The organism is Ruegeria sp. YTSA226 (assembly GCF_059609905.1).
Genome location: NZ_JBXWMQ010000022.1, coordinates 28,332 through 46,540 on the forward strand (window position 1 = coordinate 28,332; position 18,209 = coordinate 46,540).

General features: G+C 59.0%; 20 protein-coding genes. 5 read left to right on the forward strand and 15 right to left on the reverse strand.

Annotation, left to right across the window (positions count from 1 at the left end):
* Nucleotides 1–90: 90 nt before the first annotated feature.
* The 6 genes from AC2FFF_RS18710 to AC2FFF_RS18735 form a co-directional block, all read right to left on the reverse strand.
* Nucleotides 91–570, reverse strand: coding sequence for a DUF2269 family protein (locus AC2FFF_RS18710; protein WP_282027840.1), 480 nt, complete (start codon nucleotides 568–570; stop codon nucleotides 91–93).
* Nucleotides 570–1,877 (reverse strand): SDR family oxidoreductase, encoded by a 1,308-nt coding sequence (locus tag AC2FFF_RS18715; protein ID WP_496883045.1) that lies wholly within the window; start codon nucleotides 1,875–1,877, stop codon nucleotides 570–572. The genes AC2FFF_RS18710 and AC2FFF_RS18715 overlap by 1 nt, the downstream gene beginning before the upstream one ends.
* 91 nt (nucleotides 1,878–1,968) lie before the next feature.
* A complete protein-coding gene (locus AC2FFF_RS18720; protein WP_281973820.1) occupies nucleotides 1,969–2,679 on the reverse strand; it encodes a VIT1/CCC1 transporter family protein in 711 nt (236 codons plus the stop codon).
* A 54-nt stretch (nucleotides 2,680–2,733) separates the two neighbouring features.
* Nucleotides 2,734–3,723, reverse strand: coding sequence for a YcjF family protein (locus AC2FFF_RS18725; protein WP_281973821.1), 990 nt, complete (start codon nucleotides 3,721–3,723; stop codon nucleotides 2,734–2,736).
* Nucleotides 3,716–4,171 (reverse strand): GNAT family N-acetyltransferase, encoded by a 456-nt coding sequence (locus tag AC2FFF_RS18730; protein WP_281973822.1) that lies wholly within the window; start codon nucleotides 4,169–4,171, stop codon nucleotides 3,716–3,718. Before AC2FFF_RS18730 ends, AC2FFF_RS18725 begins: the two co-directional genes overlap by 8 nt.
* Complete coding sequence (locus AC2FFF_RS18735) at nucleotides 4,168–5,580, reverse strand: YcjX family GTP-binding protein (RefSeq protein ID WP_281973823.1); 1,413 nt, start codon at nucleotides 5,578–5,580, stop codon at nucleotides 4,168–4,170. Before AC2FFF_RS18735 ends, AC2FFF_RS18730 begins: the two co-directional genes overlap by 4 nt.
* A 108-nt stretch (nucleotides 5,581–5,688) precedes the next feature.
* Between AC2FFF_RS18735 and truA the strand changes: the two genes are divergently transcribed.
* Nucleotides 5,689–6,456, forward strand: coding sequence for a tRNA pseudouridine(38-40) synthase TruA (truA, locus tag AC2FFF_RS18740; RefSeq protein WP_281973824.1), 768 nt, complete (start codon nucleotides 5,689–5,691; stop codon nucleotides 6,454–6,456).
* On the opposite strand, the gene AC2FFF_RS18745 is transcribed toward truA, so the two are convergent.
* From AC2FFF_RS18745 to AC2FFF_RS18765, 5 genes are all read right to left on the reverse strand, one after another.
* Nucleotides 6,453–7,355 (reverse strand): nickel/cobalt transporter, encoded by a 903-nt coding sequence (locus AC2FFF_RS18745; RefSeq protein WP_142640132.1) that lies wholly within the window; start codon nucleotides 7,353–7,355, stop codon nucleotides 6,453–6,455. The two genes, truA and AC2FFF_RS18745, sit on opposite strands and share 4 nt — an antisense overlap.
* Complete coding sequence (locus AC2FFF_RS18750; protein WP_281973825.1) at nucleotides 7,340–7,987, reverse strand: DUF1007 family protein; 648 nt, start codon at nucleotides 7,985–7,987, stop codon at nucleotides 7,340–7,342. Before AC2FFF_RS18750 ends, AC2FFF_RS18745 begins: the two co-directional genes overlap by 16 nt.
* Before the next feature lie 73 nt (nucleotides 7,988–8,060).
* Complete coding sequence (locus AC2FFF_RS18755; RefSeq protein WP_281973826.1) at nucleotides 8,061–8,849, reverse strand: thioesterase family protein; 789 nt, start codon at nucleotides 8,847–8,849, stop codon at nucleotides 8,061–8,063.
* Between the two features lie 26 nt (nucleotides 8,850–8,875).
* Nucleotides 8,876–10,111 carry an acyl-CoA dehydrogenase family protein gene (locus AC2FFF_RS18760; protein ID WP_281973827.1) on the reverse strand — a complete coding sequence of 412 codons (1,236 nt, stop codon included), beginning with the start codon at nucleotides 10,109–10,111 and terminating at the stop codon, nucleotides 8,876–8,878.
* A gap of 189 nt (nucleotides 10,112–10,300) precedes the next feature.
* Entirely contained in the window at nucleotides 10,301–10,657 is a 357-nt protein-coding gene (locus AC2FFF_RS18765; protein ID WP_281973828.1) for a hypothetical protein, read from the reverse strand.
* A 174-nt stretch (nucleotides 10,658–10,831) separates the two neighbouring features.
* Between AC2FFF_RS18765 and AC2FFF_RS18770 the strand changes: the two genes are divergently transcribed.
* From AC2FFF_RS18770 to AC2FFF_RS18780, 3 genes are all read left to right on the forward strand, one after another.
* Nucleotides 10,832–11,665 carry a bifunctional allantoicase/(S)-ureidoglycine aminohydrolase gene (locus AC2FFF_RS18770; protein ID WP_271952308.1) on the forward strand — a complete coding sequence of 278 codons (834 nt, stop codon included), beginning with the start codon at nucleotides 10,832–10,834 and terminating at the stop codon, nucleotides 11,663–11,665.
* A gap of 81 nt (nucleotides 11,666–11,746) precedes the next feature.
* Nucleotides 11,747–12,067 carry a hypothetical protein gene (locus AC2FFF_RS18775; RefSeq protein WP_142640120.1) on the forward strand — a complete coding sequence of 107 codons (321 nt, stop codon included), beginning with the start codon at nucleotides 11,747–11,749 and terminating at the stop codon, nucleotides 12,065–12,067.
* A 54-nt stretch (nucleotides 12,068–12,121) separates the two neighbouring features.
* Nucleotides 12,122–13,108 (forward strand): type I glyceraldehyde-3-phosphate dehydrogenase, encoded by a 987-nt coding sequence (locus AC2FFF_RS18780; protein ID WP_142640118.1) that lies wholly within the window; start codon nucleotides 12,122–12,124, stop codon nucleotides 13,106–13,108.
* Nucleotides 13,109–13,148: 40 nt separating this feature from the next.
* Here AC2FFF_RS18780 and AC2FFF_RS18785 read toward each other — a convergent pair whose 3' ends face one another.
* From AC2FFF_RS18785 to puuE, 3 genes are all read right to left on the reverse strand, one after another.
* On the reverse strand, nucleotides 13,149–14,576 hold the full coding sequence (locus tag AC2FFF_RS18785; protein WP_142640116.1) for a nucleobase:cation symporter-2 family protein: 1,428 nt from the start codon (nucleotides 14,574–14,576) through the stop codon (nucleotides 13,149–13,151).
* Nucleotides 14,577–14,639: 63 nt separating this feature from the next.
* Nucleotides 14,640–15,122, reverse strand: coding sequence for an ureidoglycolate lyase (locus AC2FFF_RS18790; RefSeq protein ID WP_281973829.1), 483 nt, complete (start codon nucleotides 15,120–15,122; stop codon nucleotides 14,640–14,642).
* Nucleotides 15,119–16,537, reverse strand: coding sequence for an allantoinase PuuE (gene puuE, locus AC2FFF_RS18795; RefSeq protein WP_496883046.1), 1,419 nt, complete (start codon nucleotides 16,535–16,537; stop codon nucleotides 15,119–15,121). Before puuE ends, AC2FFF_RS18790 begins: the two co-directional genes overlap by 4 nt.
* A 209-nt stretch (nucleotides 16,538–16,746) precedes the next feature.
* Between puuE and uraH the strand changes: the two genes are divergently transcribed.
* Nucleotides 16,747–17,103 (forward strand): hydroxyisourate hydrolase, encoded by a 357-nt coding sequence (gene uraH / locus AC2FFF_RS18800; protein ID WP_142640109.1) that lies wholly within the window; start codon nucleotides 16,747–16,749, stop codon nucleotides 17,101–17,103.
* A 141-nt stretch (nucleotides 17,104–17,244) separates the two neighbouring features.
* On the opposite strand, the gene AC2FFF_RS18805 is transcribed toward uraH, so the two are convergent.
* Nucleotides 17,245–18,165: a LysR family transcriptional regulator gene (locus AC2FFF_RS18805; protein ID WP_496793106.1), complete on the reverse strand. Its 921-nt coding sequence runs from the start codon at nucleotides 18,163–18,165 to the stop codon at nucleotides 17,245–17,247.
* Between the last annotated feature and the right edge of the window lie 44 nt (nucleotides 18,166–18,209).

The following is an 18,209-nucleotide window of genomic DNA, read 5'->3' on the forward strand; positions in this document are numbered from 1 at the left end:
TTCTCCTATCAAGTTCTCTGCAGGCTAACCTGATGCATCAGGTAGAAACAGTCCGGAATACCGTCCTGCATACCGCGACACGGCCTGAAATCAAAACAGGTCTATTGAAGGGCGGGAAACCATCAGCCAGACTATGGCCAAAACGGCCAGAAATGCGGGGATCCCACATGCAAACCAAAGCCGGAACAATATGAAATACGAACGCGGCAAAGCAGCATCGCGATCTGCCGCCTCTTGCGCGAAGTTCCGCATCTTTATCTGCATCCAGACGACCGGCAGCCAGAAGACACCGGTCAGGACATACAGCAATAGTGACAGCAGCACCCACCCTTCGACCAGTGACCAGCCCAATCTGAAGGCCAGCAAGCCACCTGAAATTGGCTGCAAAACAACGGCGGTTGTGGTGAACAGCATATCGGCCAGCACCACGATTGCCGCCGTCTGGGCGATGAAACGCGGGTCGCGTGACCGATGGGCTATCAGCATGAAGAATGCGATTCCGGCCCCGGTTCCCAACAAGACGCAGGCCCCGATCACATGAAACCAGCGCAAGATCAGATCCGGGTCCATCATCGGCTTTTCACCATTGGCAGTGCGACCAGAGACAACATGATCGCGGGCATGACCTTAACAAGCGGTCCAAGCGGGTCGAGCCACAAGGCAGGAGCCGTAATTGAGGCCGCCAATAGGTAGAAAACCGCCACACAAAGTTGAGCGATGCAGGCGCGTTCTGCCCATGGTCGCCAAAGGATCGCAAGCCCCAGAAAGATATCGACACATGACCAGAACAGCACGCTGGCCACAGCGGCACCACTGGTCCAGCCTGCGACGGTTAGGACTTGTGTGGCTTGCGGCAGGCTCAGCAATCCGAAAACACCTGAGAGAACCCAGAAAAGGCTGAGCACCGCAACCGTCAACGGCATCAGCAACGACATCCGTGCAGCCAACCTGTGTTCGCGGGAACAGGCCATGCTGCGATAAATCTCGGGCATCGAACCCATGAATTCGCCTGTCACCCTGCGAAAAGGGGCCGGGTCGCCAAGAACTCCGGTAGCCATGACCGTCATTGCGTTGCTGCGAAGGGGCGAACGCCACCCCAAGCGCCCAAGTTGATCGGCGCAACCGGCGGCGAACTTAGCAACCACAGCCGGTGCCGTTATCCGAACACGTGCCTTAGAGAACCCCATCCAATGGCGGGTTTCGTCCAGAACCTCGGACAGCGAATGAGCCTGATCCTCGACCAGATCATAGGTACCCTGTGGCAACGTCTCATCAATGGCCGCCGCCACGGCGCTGCACAAATCGGCCATTCCAACACATTGAACCAGCGTCTGCGGATAGGCGATCGGTTGCACAAGCGGAATTGCGGCCAGCATGCGCAACAAGGTCGTTCCACCATAGTCAGTCTGTCCGATCACAAGGCCCGGCCTTAGAATCCACAGCGGCACACCACTGGCCTGCAAGGCGGCATCCCCGGAGGCTTTAGTGCGCATGAATTCCGTGTCTGCCTCTGGGCTGCTTCCGGTTGCAGAAATCTGAACCAAAGCAATCTCGCGCGCGGCGCAGGCCTGCCCGAGGGCGGCAATCGCAGTGTGATGCACCGCCTCAAGATCGTCCTTTGGTCCGTCCTGCAACGCCCCGGCGCAGTTCACGATACAATCAAAACCTGACAGAATTTCCCGCCAATCGTGTGGGTTCGTGAGCTGGCGCAAATCTCCCTGAGCCAAAGACATCCCTGGCAGGATTTTCTCACCCAGGTTTGTATCGCGCACAAGGCCGCATACGTTGGCACCTCGATCCGAAAGAGACCGCATCATCGCCGCGCCGATAAACCCATAAGCGCCTAGAACAAGTATATTTTTCCCAGAACCTTGCATCGGGCACCTAACCTGCTGAAGTTGCGCCCCAACCTAGCGGGTCGAGCGGCAGCCGTCTGCGGCACCGGGCAAACTGCGACAATTCCGACCGCTAGGGGTGAAACAGTGAACCGACGAAATAGGCGATTGCGGCAGCGGCCCCACCAATCAGCAGCGTTTCGATCCCTGACCGCCACCACGGAGCCAGCGACCAGCGGCTTTTGAGGGCACCAATGGCAAAGAAAACACCCATCGTCATCCAGGCCGAAGCAGCAAATGCCCGGTCCACCGAAAACAGAAACGGCAAAAGCGGAACCATGCCGGCCACAAGAAAGGCAAAAAACGTCGCCACCGCAGCTTTGCGCGGATGCGGATCGACGCTGCCCAGGCCATATTCTCCCTCGATCATCAGGTCGATCCAGTTGTCATGGTTTTCCGTGATCGCATCGGTGGCTTCGTCCAGCACACGGCCCGACAGTCCTTTCTGGGCTAAAATCTCGCGCACCTCGTTCCGTTCACCATCGGGGTAAAGATGTATATGACGCTCCTCGATCGCGCGAATGCGCCGGATGTTATCCAGTTCAGCCTTGGTGCCCGAGTAATTCCCCGCCGCCATCGAAAACCCGTCAGCCAGCACATTGGCCAGCCCCAGCGCTATGATGATGAACGGTGACAGCCCCGCCCCGGCGACGCCCGCAACGATGGCAAAAGTGGTGACTGATCCATCGATCCCGCCGTAAACCACATCACGCAAAACGCCACGCCCCGGCGGCGCGTTGATACGTGCCGCGATTTCTTGCTGGCTGTGTCCATGGTCTGTCATACGTGCCTCCTGCTTTGTTATGATGCGCGGCTGGCAGGAACGCTTTGTCTCAGGTCAAGTTTTCAAAAACAGCCCCGCCAGCGCACGCTTGATCATCGACCGGGTCGAGGGCTTGTGACGGTCCGAGAACGGTAAAGGACGGCAGACCTCCATCGCGGCCACGCCGACGCGCGCGCTAAGCGCCCCGTTAACCAGGCCTTCGCCAAACCGCCGCGACAGTTTGCTCAGGACAGACCCACCCAGCACCGGTTCAAGCAAGTCGTCGCCCATTGCCACCGCGCCGGTTGCGACCAGATGCACAAAGACCGCCCGGGTCAGGCGCCAGCTGCCCAGAAAACCGGCCCTTCCACCATAGATCTCAGCTATGCGCCGGATCATTCGCAACGAGGCTGCCAAAGCCGTCGCCACATCCGCAAGAGCCAAAGGAACCAGAGCGGTCACCGTCGCGACCTGACGCGCTGCGGCCTCGACTTCTCGACTGGCCGCGGCATCCAGAGGGGCCAGCAGCTCGTCCTCGGCCAGAGCCAACAGATCCGAGGCATCGAAAGGCTCGGCGATACGTTCGGCCAGCCTATCGCGGCCCCATCGAACGTCCTCGCGCCCGTTGTAAAATGCCAACAACCGGTTGGTTACGGCGCGGGCTTGCGTCAGATCCGCCTCTGCCAACGCGGTGTCTCCGGCGCGACGGATTCCATCAACACGCGAAAGCCGCCCGATCGCGGCAAGTTCTCGCAAAGCGATGATCAGGGCAACCAGCAGCAACGCGCCAATCAGGCCAGTTACGACCCATCCCAAAACCGGCGCGCGCAACAGCAAAGCGGTCACAAAATCCCATGCCGCCACCGAGACAACCGCGCCGATGACCGCCGCCGCCAGTCCCCAGAACCAGCGTGACAGGGCCGACGGTTTCCGTGCAGCCAGACGCGCGGCGGCCTGCATCGCCTTCCCCTGTGGTTCGCCCGCATCCGGAACGGGCGGTGCCAAAGCGACATCCGCAACAGGTTCCTCGGGATCAAGATCGATCAGAACTGGACCCTTAGCCATCAGAAGCCCTTTCTCTGTTCCAGACAAATTTGATGTCCGGCAGGTTTTCGTCATTATCGGCCCCGTCACCGCGGGCAATCTCTGCAAATCCGTTGCGCTCGTAGAATCTTCGCGCGCCATGGTTGGCCTGAAAGGCGAACAGGGACAGCTTTTGTCGGCCAGATTTCGCCTGATCCAACAGGCGCTGCCCAATGCCCTGATTGCGCGCTGACGCACGCAGGTAAAGCGAATGGACCTCTGAACCATTCAATGCCAGAAAACCAACTACACCATCCTCGTTTTCAGCAACGGTGATCCAGTCGCGATCAATCATCACGCCGCAAAAGGCGATGGTTTCGACACAGGAATGCAGCTCTGGCATCCACTCATTTTCACAAGCAAAACCATGCAGGATTTTCCCCGTCGCGCCAGCATCCGTGCTGCGCGCAGGGCGGAGCGTTACGGTCATAGCCGGTCTCCGATCAGGAACTGGGCCGCGCGATCAAGCCGGATATGGGGCGGGCCGTCACCCGATCGCAGAGTCAGGTTCGCAGGCGCAAAACTCATGAACCCATAGTCTTCGCCCAGCCAGCTTTCTGCTCCGCTGCGGGCTGCCCCCAACAAATGAGCCGGGTCTTCGGGCAACTCACCGGGGTAGAAGGCCGCCTGCTTGCCATCAAGCAAAGTGCCCCGCACGCAGGCAAGCGGCACTCCTTCATGGGTTCGCATCTCTTCGGTTGTTGCCCGCAAAGCCGCCAGTGACACAGCCGAGGTCTCGGCCCCGGCAAAACTGGCGCGGTCACGGGCGTCGCGTGTCAACGCCTCCATGATGCTGGTCAGACGTGGATGCTGCAGGTGGTGCAAATGATCGGCCTTGGTGGCGGCAAACAAAATGCGCTCGACCCGTTTGCCCAGAAGATACTGGCTGAGCCACGCGTTGCGCCCCGGACGGAAGGCCGACAGGATATCTCCCATCGCCAGGCGCATATCCTCAACCGCTTTCGGCCCTTTGTGAATCGCACCCAGCGCGTCGACCAGAACAACCTGTCGATCGATCCGGGCAAAATGTTCGCGAAAGAACGGTTTGACCACGCGCAATTTATAGGCTTCGTAGCGCCGCGCCATTTCGCGGTGCAGGCTGTTACGGGTGGCGACCCCTTCGACTGGCAGCGGCGCGAAGGTCAGAACCGGTGATCCCGCCAGATCACCCGGCAACAGGAACCGCCCCGGCGTACAATCGTAAAACCCGGCATCGCGCGCCGTGTTCAGATAGCCCGAGAACGCCTGCGCCAAAGATTGCGCCACCGGCTCATCATGTTTTGCCTCTGGCGCGACCGCTTTGGCCTGCGCCAGAAACTCTTGTGCCTCGGCCCGCTCTGTGATGCGGTTCAGCGTTTCGGTTGACCAGTCGTCATATGATTTGTCCAGCAGGGCCAAGTCCAGCAACCATTCGCCCGGATAATCTACAATATCCAGATGCACGGTTCGCGGCCCCTTCAGGCCAGACAGCAGACCGGCAGGGCGAACCTTGAACGACAGGCGCAACTCGGACACGGCGCGGGTGCTTTCGGGCCAATGCGGGTTTGGCCCGGTCAGCGCAGCAAGATGGTTTTCATAGTCGAACCGGGGCACGGTATCATCCGGCTGCGGCTGAAGGTAAGCTGCGTTGATCCGTCCCTCATGCTGCGCAACAAGGCCCGGCATTCGCCCACGGTCCAGCAGATTTGCAACAAGCGAGGTGATGAACACCGTTTTGCCCGAACGCGCCAACCCGGTGACACCAAGGCGGATGACCGGCTCGAACAGAGCTTCGGAAACGCTGTCGCCCACGGATTCCATGCCGCGCACAAGACTGTCTGCCATAGATGAGATGACCAAGCCGTCGCCCCGCTTTTATCGTTTCGCTCAAGATAGGTAGCCACCGTCCGACATGCCAGCGCTTTCCGGCCCCTTGCCCGCCGCCGCGCAGCACGGTACCAGCAGCCCATGCCCAGATACGCGTTGAAAGTCGAATATCACGGAAAGCCGTTTGCCGGGTGGCAAAGGCAGAAAGATCAGCCCTCGGTTCAGGGGGCGATCGAAGAGGCATTGTCGCGGATACAACCCGGGGACCACACGATCGCTGCGGCGGGTCGCACCGATGCCGGTGTCCACGCGCTAGGACAGGTCGCCCATTGCGACCTGATCAAGGAATGGGACCCTTTCCGACTGTCCGAAGCGTTGAACTATCACCTCAAGCCGCAACCAGTGGCCATCGTGAAAGCCGCACGGGTGGACGATGACTGGCATGCGCGGTTCTCGGCACTTGAACGGCAATATCTGTTTCGCATTCTGATGCGCCGCGCGCCTGCAACCCATGACGCGGGGCAGGTTTGGCAAGTCAGTCACCCGTTGGATATTGATGCGATGCAGGCCGCGGCGGACATGCTGATCGGACGGCATGATTTCACCACGTTCCGGTCCACGATCTGTCAGGCGGCCAGCCCGGTCAAGACGCTGGATGAATTGCGCGTGGAACAGGTGCAGGGCTTTTCAGGCCCCGAGGTTCATTTCCACGTCCGGGCACGGTCGTTCCTGCACAATCAGGTGCGCAGCTTTGTCGGCACTCTGGAACGTGTCGGCGCCGGGTCCTGGACGCCCGAAGATGTGCGAGAGGCGCTGCAAGCTGAGAATCGCGCCGCCTGCGGGCCGGTTTGTCCGCCGCAGGGGTTGTATCTTGCGCGGGTCGGCTATCCGAACCCGGTGTTCGACTAAAGCGCGCGCAGTAAAAGGCCACCAGCTATCACCGCAATCAGCAACCCGGCGACCAGTTCGATGGTTGGGGCTAGCACCTGTGCAAACCGCGTCGCTGAGGCCGAGGCCAGCATCCCGCCGCGCAGACCGAATGAGGTCCACCCGACCAGAGTGGTCACTGTCGCAGTGCCCAGCGCCATGCAGAACGCCCCGGCGATGCCAACGATGGCGATGCCCATCTGCCAGGTCAGGATCAACACAAACAGCGCCCCGGTACAGGGGCGTGCGGCGATTCCAGCGATCAGCAACGCCGCCTCGCGCAGGCTACCGACCTGCGCCACCTCATCCGCAGACGGACCATGCCGGTGGCCGCAATCCGAACAGGTTTCGTGATCGTGGTGATGATGATCTGCGCCGTGATCCCGGCTACGTTTGGCAAAGCTCCGCAAGGCGCGAAACACTAGCCAAAGCCCGATCGCAGTGATCGCCCCATAGCTGACTGGGGCCATGATTTGCTCCGTTGTGTCAACCAGTCTTTCCCGAGACATCTGGAACACCAGCACACCGGCATAGACTAGAACAATCGCGGTTACGGCCTGTCCAAGGCTGGACAACACACTGATCGCTGAAAGCCGCCAGAACGCCACACGCCGACCAAGCCCATAGCCACCGATCAGGACCTTGCCATGCCCAGGACCGATGGCGTGGAAGAACCCGTAAGCGAAGCACACCGTCAACAAAGTCATGACCGCCTGAGGTTGTTCGGCGCGGGCAGCGCGCAGCGACCGCGCAATCTGGTTCTGAAACGCACGCTGTTCACCGGCAGCCCATGCCGCAAGTTGGTCAAACCCGCCGCTGAACCAGAACCAGAGCAGAACTCCGACCGCCAGAACAAACGGGACAATCAGGTATTTGGACATGAAATACGGATCTCGGTTGCAAAGTTTTCGCCCACCATCGGGATGTCATTTTCCTCAAGGTCGTAATTGGTATCCAGCGTCAGCAGAAACGCCTGCATTTGGGCAAGCTGTCCGTCGACATCCGGCTCGACGCGGTCAATCTGGCAGGTCTTACTCCCCGAAACCGTCACCGGGCGCGTCAGGTCATATGCGGTGTAATATGTCTCATCAAACGCCTTGGCCGATAAGGCGGTGGCCGGTACAGGCCCCCCTTCGACACTGCGCAGATGCGAGGTCACGATGCGCCCGTCCTCCATCAATGCTTTCGGCTCCAGTGGGCCAGAAAGCGGCAATACCTCAGCCTCGGACCAGACGACCAGATCGCCGTTATAGCCTTGATCCCACTGTGCATCGAACCCGGACAGGAAATCCTGTTCGCTTTCACTTAGAAGACCGTCGCCATCCTGATCCAGCTTCATGTCTTCGAGGACAAGCAATGAGTAGAACTCGTCATAGGCCCAGGTCACACGGACATGGGTCAGCTGCCCGGAATCGTCCACAATGAATTCCAGCCCCGTGTCGATAAAGACATGCGGGTGCGTCATCGCCGGGATCGGCAAACAGCAGGTCACTAGGGTCACAAGCCAGCGCATGGGCGAAAGATAGGGTGTCGGCCTGCGCCCGGCAATCCCATTTGGGCCGGGCGCGCAGAAGCTGGCCGATGGCTCAGGCAGGTGGGAACAACACAAGGGTCTGCAGGGCTGTTCCAACCGGCCCTTCGGTGTCATACAAAACCGATTGCGACATGCCGATACCCGAGGGCTGCCAATGGCAGACAGACTCGGAGGCCAGCCAATCCGAGACCGGCTCGCGGTGCACCTGAACCGTCAGATCCGTATTCATGAACCCCATCTCGGTTGTGGGGGCATTCCACGAAATGCCATTGCCGCAATCTGCCAGTGGACACAGCGCCTGAATCGGAGATTGCACCTCGTCCCCAAGCAGCGGAGGCGTGCGCATCCAGATCGTTTTGGGACCGACGCCCTGATTTCCACCCTTGGGATAGAGGACATCGGAATAGGTCGCAAACCCAGGAAGATCGTGCCGAATTTCGCCGATGGGAAATGGGCCGTCCACCGAGTCCGCCAATTGCGGAGATGAGAGAGCGACATTGGGAACCGGGCCAAGGTCGCGGCGGGCCAGGTGCATAGTTGTGGCTACGGCGCATAAAGTGTTGTCCAGATCGTGCACAGTAACCCGAGTGGTCGCCAGCGTTCTGGTGTGCCGCGTCGTCTCGGCCGCAACCCGCAACCCGGACAGGGGCAGCGGGCGCAGCAGATCGACCGTCAGCCGGGTCAGCATCTTGTCCGGACCAATTTCAGATTCCGCCGCGCGCACGATCAGACCGCTGACCGGACCAGCATGGCAATGTTCGGCAGACCACGGACCCCGCGCCGGGTCATTGCCGACAAAAACCCCATCCGCGCGAAGTCTGAAATAAGGCAACCTGGACATGTCAGATTTCAAGACCACTTGGGACCTCAGACCTTTTCCTGTGTATGCTTTTTCAGCTCGGTCCGTGCGACCTGACGACGATGCACCGCGTCCGGCCCATCGGCCAGCCGCAGGGTCCGTACATGCGTCCATGCGGTCGCCAGCGGCGTGTCCTGACTTACCCCTTGCCCGCCATACATCTGAACCGCCTCATCAATCACCTTCAATGCGACCCGCGGTGCCACGACCTTGATCTGGCTGATCCACGGGGCCGCCGCGCGCGCATCGCCCTGATCCATGTACCAAGCAGCCTTGAGGCAAAGTAGCCGGGCCATTTCGATCTCCATCCGGCATTCGGCTATGATATCGAAATTCGCCCCAAGCTGCGCCAGCTTCTTGCCAAATGCTTCGCGTTGCAGCGACCGTTTGCACATCTGCTCCAGGGCCATCTCTGCCTGTCCAATAGCACGCATACAGTGGTGAATACGTCCCGGCCCCAATCGACCCTGAGCGATCTCGAACCCACGCCCTTCGCCCAGCAGGATATTCTCGGCAGGCACCCGGACATTGGTAAAGCGAATATGCATATGCCCGTGCGGCGCATCATCATGGCCGTAGACTTCCATCGGGCGCAGCACTTCGATCCCCGGCGTTCCCGCTGGCACCACGATCATCGACTGCCGTTTGTGAACAGGCAGGTCATCACCGCCAGTCCGGACCATGACGATATAGACCTTGCACCGCGGATCACCGGCGCCTGAGGCCCACCATTTCTCGCCATTCAGAACGTAGGATTCGCCGTCCGGCACACAGGACATCGAAACATTGGTGGCATCGGAAGAGGCGACATCCGGTTCGGTCATCAGATAGGCCGAACGGATTTGCCCATCGAGCAGCGGCTTGAGCCACTCTTGCTTCATCTTTTCGGACCCGTACCGCTCGAATACTTCCATGTTGCCCGTATCTGGGGCCGAACAGTTGAAGATTTCGGCACCCAGCGGGGTCTTTCCCATTTCTTCAGCAAAAAAGGCGTATTCCACAGTTGTCAAACCCAGCCCTTTTTCACTGTCAGTCAGCCAGAAGTTCCACAATCCCGCCGCCTTGGCCTTGGCTTTCAACCCTTCAAGGATATCCGCCTGCCGGTGGGTATATTGCCAGCGGTCACCTTTGTTGATTTCAGCATGGAACTCTTCTTCCAGCGGCATGACTTCATTTCGGATCATCTCTGTTACGCGGGTCAGCAGTTCGCGGTTTTCCTCGCGCAGGCCGAATGACATGTTCATGAGTTTTCTCCTCCGCCCCGACACGCGGGCATTACCTTTGGGCCGAGAATGACTTAGCCACCGTCATGATGTCCAGTTGGGTGACGGGACGTCACCCACCCCATATGAGATTAAACGGGTGCAGTAACCGGAGACTGGCGACCGTAGAGCCGTCAATAACCTGCGTCGCGCGCGGGTGTAGCAACCCAATTAGGGTGTGAAAATCCAGTTACCATTGGCATCCTGGCACCTGCGGGTTCTGATCTCACGGGTCTGCTCGGAACTCGGAGGTCGGATAAAATGCTGCAGATGCACGCAATTATCGCGGACCTCGCGCACACGGACGGTGCCCTTGGCCCCGGTCTTGGTGCTGATCCATTCACTTTCGGCACCAACCTGCGGCAAACCACTGCCCAGCATGGTGTCTGTGGTTGCACTCAGCAATGTGAAATCATCCGGGCTCAACCCCGACTCTGCGATGATGCGAGACAGCGGTTTCGCGCTGCCGGCAACACCAATGCTCAGTACCAGAACACCTGCAACTAATAGTGATCCCCAAATTCTCATACCGCCTCGCAATTCTGCAACCAATTTACATTCAAGGATATACCCGGGAAGGCACTGGGCCAAGCCCTAGTCTGCAACCTTCAAATTATCCCGAAGAAACCTATTGCGACTCTGACGCTAGGCCATGCCGAGCGTCCCTCGCATAGTGCACGAAACACGAACCAGAGGCATTTGATGGCACACCCGACTTATTATGCGCCCCATGGCGGACACCCCGGACAGGACACCCTGTTAACTGATCGCGCCATGTTCACCGAGGCCTATGCCGTTATACCCAAGGGTACGATGCGCGACATCGTCACTAGCTATCTGCCCTTCTGGGAAGACACCCGCCTGTGGGTTCTGGCACGTCCCCTTAGCGGGTTCGCCGAAACCTTTTCGCAATACATCATGGAGGTCCAGCCCGGTGGCGGTAGCGATACGCCCGAAACGGACCCCGCAGCGCAGGCGGTGTTGTTCGTTGTCGAAGGGGCGGTCACATTGACGCTTGAGGGAAGTATTCACGTTTTGGAAACTGGTGGATATGCCTATATCCCCGCTGGTTCCAAATGGGCGTTGCGCAACCATACGGAGCAGCCAGCGCGGTTTCATTGGGTTCGAAAGGCTTATAAGGCAGTGCCCGGCCTGCCCAAGCCGGACCCGATCATCACCAATGAACAAGAGGTCGCCCCGATCGAAATGCCGGGCACCGAGGGTCGCTGGGCCACAACACGTTTCGCGGATCCGCAAGACCTGCGCCACGATATGCATGTCAACATCGTGACTTTTGAACCCGGTGGCGTGATCCCATTTGCCGAAACGCATGTGATGGAGCACGGGCTGTACGTGCTGGAAGGAAAAGCCGTCTACCGGCTGAATCAGGACTGGGTCGAGGTCGAAGCCGGAGACTTTATGTGGCTGCGGGCCTTTTGCCCTCAGGCCTGTTATGCGGGCGGTCCCGGGCGGTTCCGATATCTGCTATACAAAGATGTGAACCGCCAGATGCCTCTTTCACCAGGCGGGCGCTAGGGTAAATTCGGCCTTGGCGGGACTGGGCAAGCGCGGTAATCTGGTGGAATAACAAACGGTTTTAGTTCAGGAGATTGTACGATGGCACTGCGCAATGTAACGCTGGCACTGGCGGCTGCAATCGGCCTGACGGCCCTGGATGTGACCCCTGCAACCGCCAAAGAGACAAATACCGTCAACGTCATGAGCCGCACCTGGGCCATTACCCAGGTTTCGGAAGCTCCGGTCGTATACCGTGCCACACGTGATAACAACAATCTCAACCCATTCGGCCCCCCGCCCCGGCTGCGCACTATTCAGGCCATCGCGGCTATTCAGCAGGCAACCGGGTGCAAGCCGATTGTGGCCAGCATGTACCAGAACATCTCGGGCCAGTTCTTTTCACAGGTCAGCTGTAACTGACCCGGACAGGAAACTGGCATTGAGGTTAATCCAAGCCACTGCCATAGCTTGCGCATGAAACTCGCAATTAACGGATTCGGCCGCATCGGCCGCACGATTTTGCGGCAGCTTCTGGCCATGCCGCTCGGTCACGACATCGAACTGGTGCTGATCAACGACATCGCACCGCTAGAGACCTGCGCCTATCTGTTCAAGTACGACAGCACTTTTGGGCCCTATCCGGGCAAAGTGGAACAGGGAACTGCGCAACTGGTTGTCGATGGGCACGCTATTCCTATTACACACAGCCCCAACCTAAGCCGGGTTGATCTGTCCGGTGTAGATGTCCTGATGGACTGCACCGGCGTTGCCCGGACATCGGATGTTGCCAGTCAAGGCCTGACCGCAGGGGCAAGGAAAGTACTGATTTCCGGCCCCTCGCCCGCGACCGAGGCCACAATCGTTCTGGGCGCAAATGAGGATCATCTGGGCAATGCGCGGATCGTGTCAAATGCCTCTTGCACCACCAACGGGCTGGCTCCGCTGGTCAAGGTTCTGGACGGGATCGCTGGTGTCGCGTCGGGCCATATGACCACCATCCACTGCTACACCAACAGCCAGCCGATGATCGACGCTCCGCGTGGTGATCTGGCACGGTCACGCGCCGGAGCGCTGTCGATGGTCCCGACCACCACCAGCGCTATGCACCTGATAGACGAAGTCCTGCCCCATCTGGCCGGGCGCATCTCGGGCGCGGCGGTCAGGGTGCCTACGGCAAGCGTTTCCGCGGTTGATCTGATTGTGACGCTGAAGCGCGGCCTGAGCGCCTGCGATTTTGAAGCCGCCCTACGTGCAGCCGTTGCAGAGTCTCCCGTTCTGGGTTGGACGGATGAGCCGCTGGTGTCGTCCGATTTGCGGACGCGGCCGGAATCTCTGATCATCGCAGGGCCAGAAACCCGGCAGATCGGCGAAACTCAGGTTCGTGTTTTTGGCTGGTATGACAATGAATGGGGGTTTTCAGCCCGCATGCTGGATGTCGCTCGTATGATGGCCGACACATAGGCGGACCGCGACCTAACGCGATCCGCCGATTTTCATTTGGTTACTTGCCGGGAAGGCTGCCCGACCCGTGCCCCGACATGCCGCCCGAAACTTCTTCGGTTGCCTCATCGGCCAACTCATCCGGCAGGATCAGATTCAGCACGATGGCGATCAGAGCCGCAGGCAGCAGCCCGCTTTTCATCAGGATGCCCAGAGTATCGGGCAAGTGTTGCACCGCACCCGGCTCGAGCTGGAGGCCGAACCCGATTGACAGCGCGATGGCAAAGATCACCATGTTGCGCCGATTCCAATCCACATCGGACAACATCGAAACACCCGCGGCGACAACCATCCCGAACATGACGATGACGCCACCGCCCAGGACTTCGATCGGAACGGTGCGGATGATCGCGCCAACCTTGGGCACCAGGCCGCACAGGATCAGAAACAAGGCGCCGATGGTGACGACATTTCGGCTCATGACGCCGGTCATTGCGATCAGCCCGACATTCTGGCTGAACGACGTGTTGGGTAAGCCGCCGAACACGCCCGCCAGGGCCGAGCCGAAGCCGTCAGCATAGGTTGCACCGGTGATTTCCTTGTCCGTGGCTTCGCGCCCGGCTCCGCCTTTGGTCACACCCGACACATCCCCCACCGTCTCAACTGCCGAAACAAAGGCCATTAGACAGAACCCGATTATGGCGGCGAATGAGAACTCGAACCCATACTTGAAGGGCACAGGCAGGGCGAAAGTTGCAGCGCGGCTCCAGCTTGTTCCGATTGCCTCAAACGTGATCATGCCAACCATCAGGGCATAGACATACCCAACCGCAAGACCAATCAGAACGGCAGAAACCGAAAGCATTCCGCGGGTAAAGAACTTCAGCCCCAGCGTTACCACAACCACGACCAAAGCAGCCGACCAGTTTAGCGCCGAGCCGTATTCAGGCGTTCCAATGGCCGGAACCCCTCCGGCGGCGTATTGAATGCCGACCTTGACCAACGCCAGACCAATCATTGTCACCACAAGACCTGTGACCAGAGGTGGCAAGGCAAAACGGATCTTGCCAATCACCGTGCCCAGCAGGGCATGGAACACCCCACCGATAATGACACCGCCAAATAATGCGGCCAGACCATCGACGCCTTTGCCAGCAACCAGCGGGATCATGATCGGCAGAAACGCAAAGCTGGTGCCCTGAACAATAGGCAAAGCCGCTCCTACCGGGCCAATCGTCACCGTTTGCAGCAAGGTCGCGACGCCGGCAAACAGCATCGACATCTGGATCAGGTACAGCAGTTCGGGAAAATCGGGGGAGTTCGAACCGAACCCAAACCCGGCGGCCCCTGCAACGATGATCGCAGGCGTCACGTTCGAAACGAACATCGCCAGAACATGTTGAATGCCCAGCGGAACTGCCTTGTGCAGCGCCGGGGTATAATTTGGATCCCGAAGCTGTTCGGGTGTCCCTATTGAAGTGTCAGCCATGAGTTACTGTCCTCTCTGTCAGATTCACGGGGGTCTTACCGCTTATGCTGCGGCTTCATTTGGCTACGACACCACCTGATAAGGGGTATCGAACCAGTATTCTTCCAGGTTGGGCCCATCGCCGATCCGATCAACAACGGCGAACAATCCAGGGCCATGCAATGGTGTCAAAACGCCGTGCCACGTCCCACGATGATAATTCACCGCCTGACCGGGCCGGGTGACAAAGGCACACGGCTCGCCCGGCTGCCCGTCAACATCTGGTGCTACAACGACCAGAAAGGGTTGATGGGTCATGGGAACAAAGGCCTGACTGCCATCAGGATGCCGTTCAACCATATCCAACTGGTACGGCAGGGTTCGGGGGTTGGCGTTGAACAGGCTGATCCCGGCGCGGCCGCCCGCGAAATCAAGGGCCGCCCGGTCATGAAAACGCCCGCACTGGCCCTGGTTGATGATCTTGTCCGGGTCGCCCGATGCCTCGATCACATCTCCGAACGGGGCAAAAGCGTCAGGCGTTAAAAGAACAGTCCGGATATGTTTCATGAAGGCAGCACATCCCTCAGGCGGAATTCGGCAATACGCTCGACCTGTCGGCAGGCCTCGGCGAATTCGGTTTCCCGGTCCTGATCTATCCGCCGCAGAAACGCCTGCTGGATAGAGGCTTTGTCATGATCACGCACAGCAATAATGAAGGGAAATCCGAACTTGTCGGTATAGCGCCTATTCAGATCGGTAAAGGCATCGCGTTCGGCATCCGTCAACGCATCCAGCCCCGCCGAGGATTGTTCCGCCGTGCTTTCCTGCGTCAGTCGCTTGGCCTGTGCCAGCTTGCCTGCCAGATCCGGGTGCGCGGTCAGCACGCCCAACCGCTCCTCATCAGAGGCCGAACGGAACATGCGCGTCAGTGCGTTGTGCAACCCGCCGGCAGTATCGTGAGCCGCGCCGAGTTCCAGCCCATGGGCGCGCTCTGCAATCCACGCCGAATGTTCGAAGATCCCGCCATAAGCGGCTACGAAAGCGTCCCGCGCCATTTCTGACGGCTTTGGACCTGAAACAGGCGGGTGCTGCGCTGCCCAATGCTGGGCGATCTGCAGACGGGTCGCGAACCAGACATCCGCGTGCCCACGCGCATAATCCAGAAACCGTTTCAGCGCCATGACCCGACCTGGACGACCGATCAGGCGGCAATGCAGACCAATCGACAACATCTTGGGCGCACCGGCTTCACCCTCGGAATAAAGCGCGTCGAAACTGTCTTTGAGATAGGAATAGAACTGATCGCCCGAATTGAAACCTTGCGGCGTTGCAAAGCGCATATCGTTACAATCGAGAGTATATGGTACGATCAACTGGTCCCGGCCAGAGGCCTGCATCCAATAGGGCAGATCATCCGCATAGGTGTCCGCCACATAGGCAAAGCCCCCCTCTTCGGCCACCAGACGCACGGTGTTCTCGGAACACCGGCCGGTATACCAACCATAGGGACGTTCCCCCACGACCTCGGTATGCAGGCGGATGGCCTCTTCTATTTGAGCGCGCTCTTCCGCTTCAGACATATCCTTGTGTTCGACCCATTTCAGGCCGTGACTTGCGATCTCCCAACCTGCGTCTTTCATGGCGGCAACCTGATCGGGCGACCGTGCCAGCGCCGACGCAACACCGTAAACGGTTATGGGCAAGTCCTTCATCAAGCGGTGCAGACGCCAGAACCCTGCCCGCGACCCATATTCATAGATCGATTCCATGTTCCAATGACGCTGGTCTGGCCATTGCGCTGCGCCGACAATCTCGGACAGAAAGGCCTCGGACGCGGCATCACCGTGAAGCACGCAGTTCTCGCCACCCTCTTCGTAGTTCAGCACAATCTGAACGGCCAGATTTGCTCCGCCAGGCCACTGGGCGTTTGGCGGGTTGGCTCCGTATCCGATCATGTCACGGGGATAGCGAGGGGGCTGCATGAATGTTCCGTCTCAGTTGTGTTACACTACCTACGCTTTACCGCAGAATTGGATGCAGTATTATCAAATCAATCCGAACGCTGTTTCCTTTTCTTTCGGCATTCCCAAAGTCTCGGGTTTCGCCCCAGACTGCGTCAATCAATGCTCGATTGCAGTTTGCGGTTTTCAACAGCCACTCGTTGCGGTGATCGGAATATGAGGAGAAACGCGTGGCAGGATACCTGACAACCCATGTTCTGGACACCGCCAAAGGCTGTCCCGCAGAGGGGCTGAAAATTGCTCTGTACGCGATTACCCAGGACGGACGCCACAAACTGGCTGAGATGCTGACCAATGCAGACGGGCGAACAGACAGCCCAATACTACCGCAAGCAAACTTTGAAACCGGGGAATACGAGCTTGTTTTCAGTGCGGGTGACTATCTGCGCGCCTCTGGCCAGGCGGATGACGAACCGCTGTTCCTGGATGAGATTCCAATCAGGTTTGGTATGTCTGAAGCAGACGCCCACTATCATGTGCCGCTCTTGCTATCGCCATACAGCTACTCCACGTATCGTGGCAGCTAACTGACCGGGCGAACCTCCCGCCCGTCGATCGCCCCTGCCGGGCCTCCTCCTGTTGAGCCGGGCGCCGCACCCGTTGGGCGCGGCGCGGATAGTGGCGGTTACAGCCCTTCGAGAAAAGCTACGCGCGGCCGGGAGCCTTTGCTAACCGTTGATCTCCGAGTTTTGAACAACCTTGCCAATTCGCGCGATCATGAAATCCATGAACAAACGCGCCTTGGGATCCTGGTGACGTCGATGGGTATAGAGACACGCCATCTGAACAGAGACAGGAGGTGTCTCCTTCGCAACCACCACCAGACGTCCTGCCTTGAGATGTTCCGCTGCCTCAAACACAGGTTTCATCGCGATCCCCTGCCCTGACAACGCCCAATCGGTCAAAACGTCTCCGTCATCGCATTCAAACCGGCCCGACACGGCATAACGTCTTGGCCCGTCTGGAGTTTCCAGCATCCACTGAAACTCTGCAGCACCGGGATACCGCAGGTTAAGACACTCGTGCTTGTCGGACACAAGATCGGCTCCGTTTTGCGGCATCCCCCTACGTTTTACATAGTCCGGTGCGGCACACAGAACCCGCGCGCAATCCGCGATCTTGCGAATACGCAGGGTGCTGTCCTCGGGCTGACCAATGAAAAAGGCCAGATCCAATCCTTCGGTCGTCAGGTCCACTGACCTGTCGGTCAGGCGCAATCGCACATCAATTTCGGGGTATTCCGAGAGAAAATCCGGCACATGTGGGGCTAATAACCTGCGCCCGACGCCCAAAGGCGCGGCTACGAATAGTGACCCGCGGGGAGCTTCGGTCAGGTGAACAACCTGCGCCTCGGCTTCATCTACGGCATCCAGGACCGCAACCGCTCCGGGGTAAAACGCACGTCCCTGCTCGGTCGGGCTGAGGTTACGTGTAGTCCGCTGAAACAGACGCACGCCCAAATGATCCTCAAGCTGCGATATTCGCGCCGAAGTCACCGCCGGTGAAACACGCAAATCCCTCCCGGCAGCAGACATGCTGCCCAGATCATAGACACGAACGAAGGTGCGAATATTGTCGAGATAGGACATCTTATCGTTTTTTTTGATACAGTTTGACAATATACGGGAATACC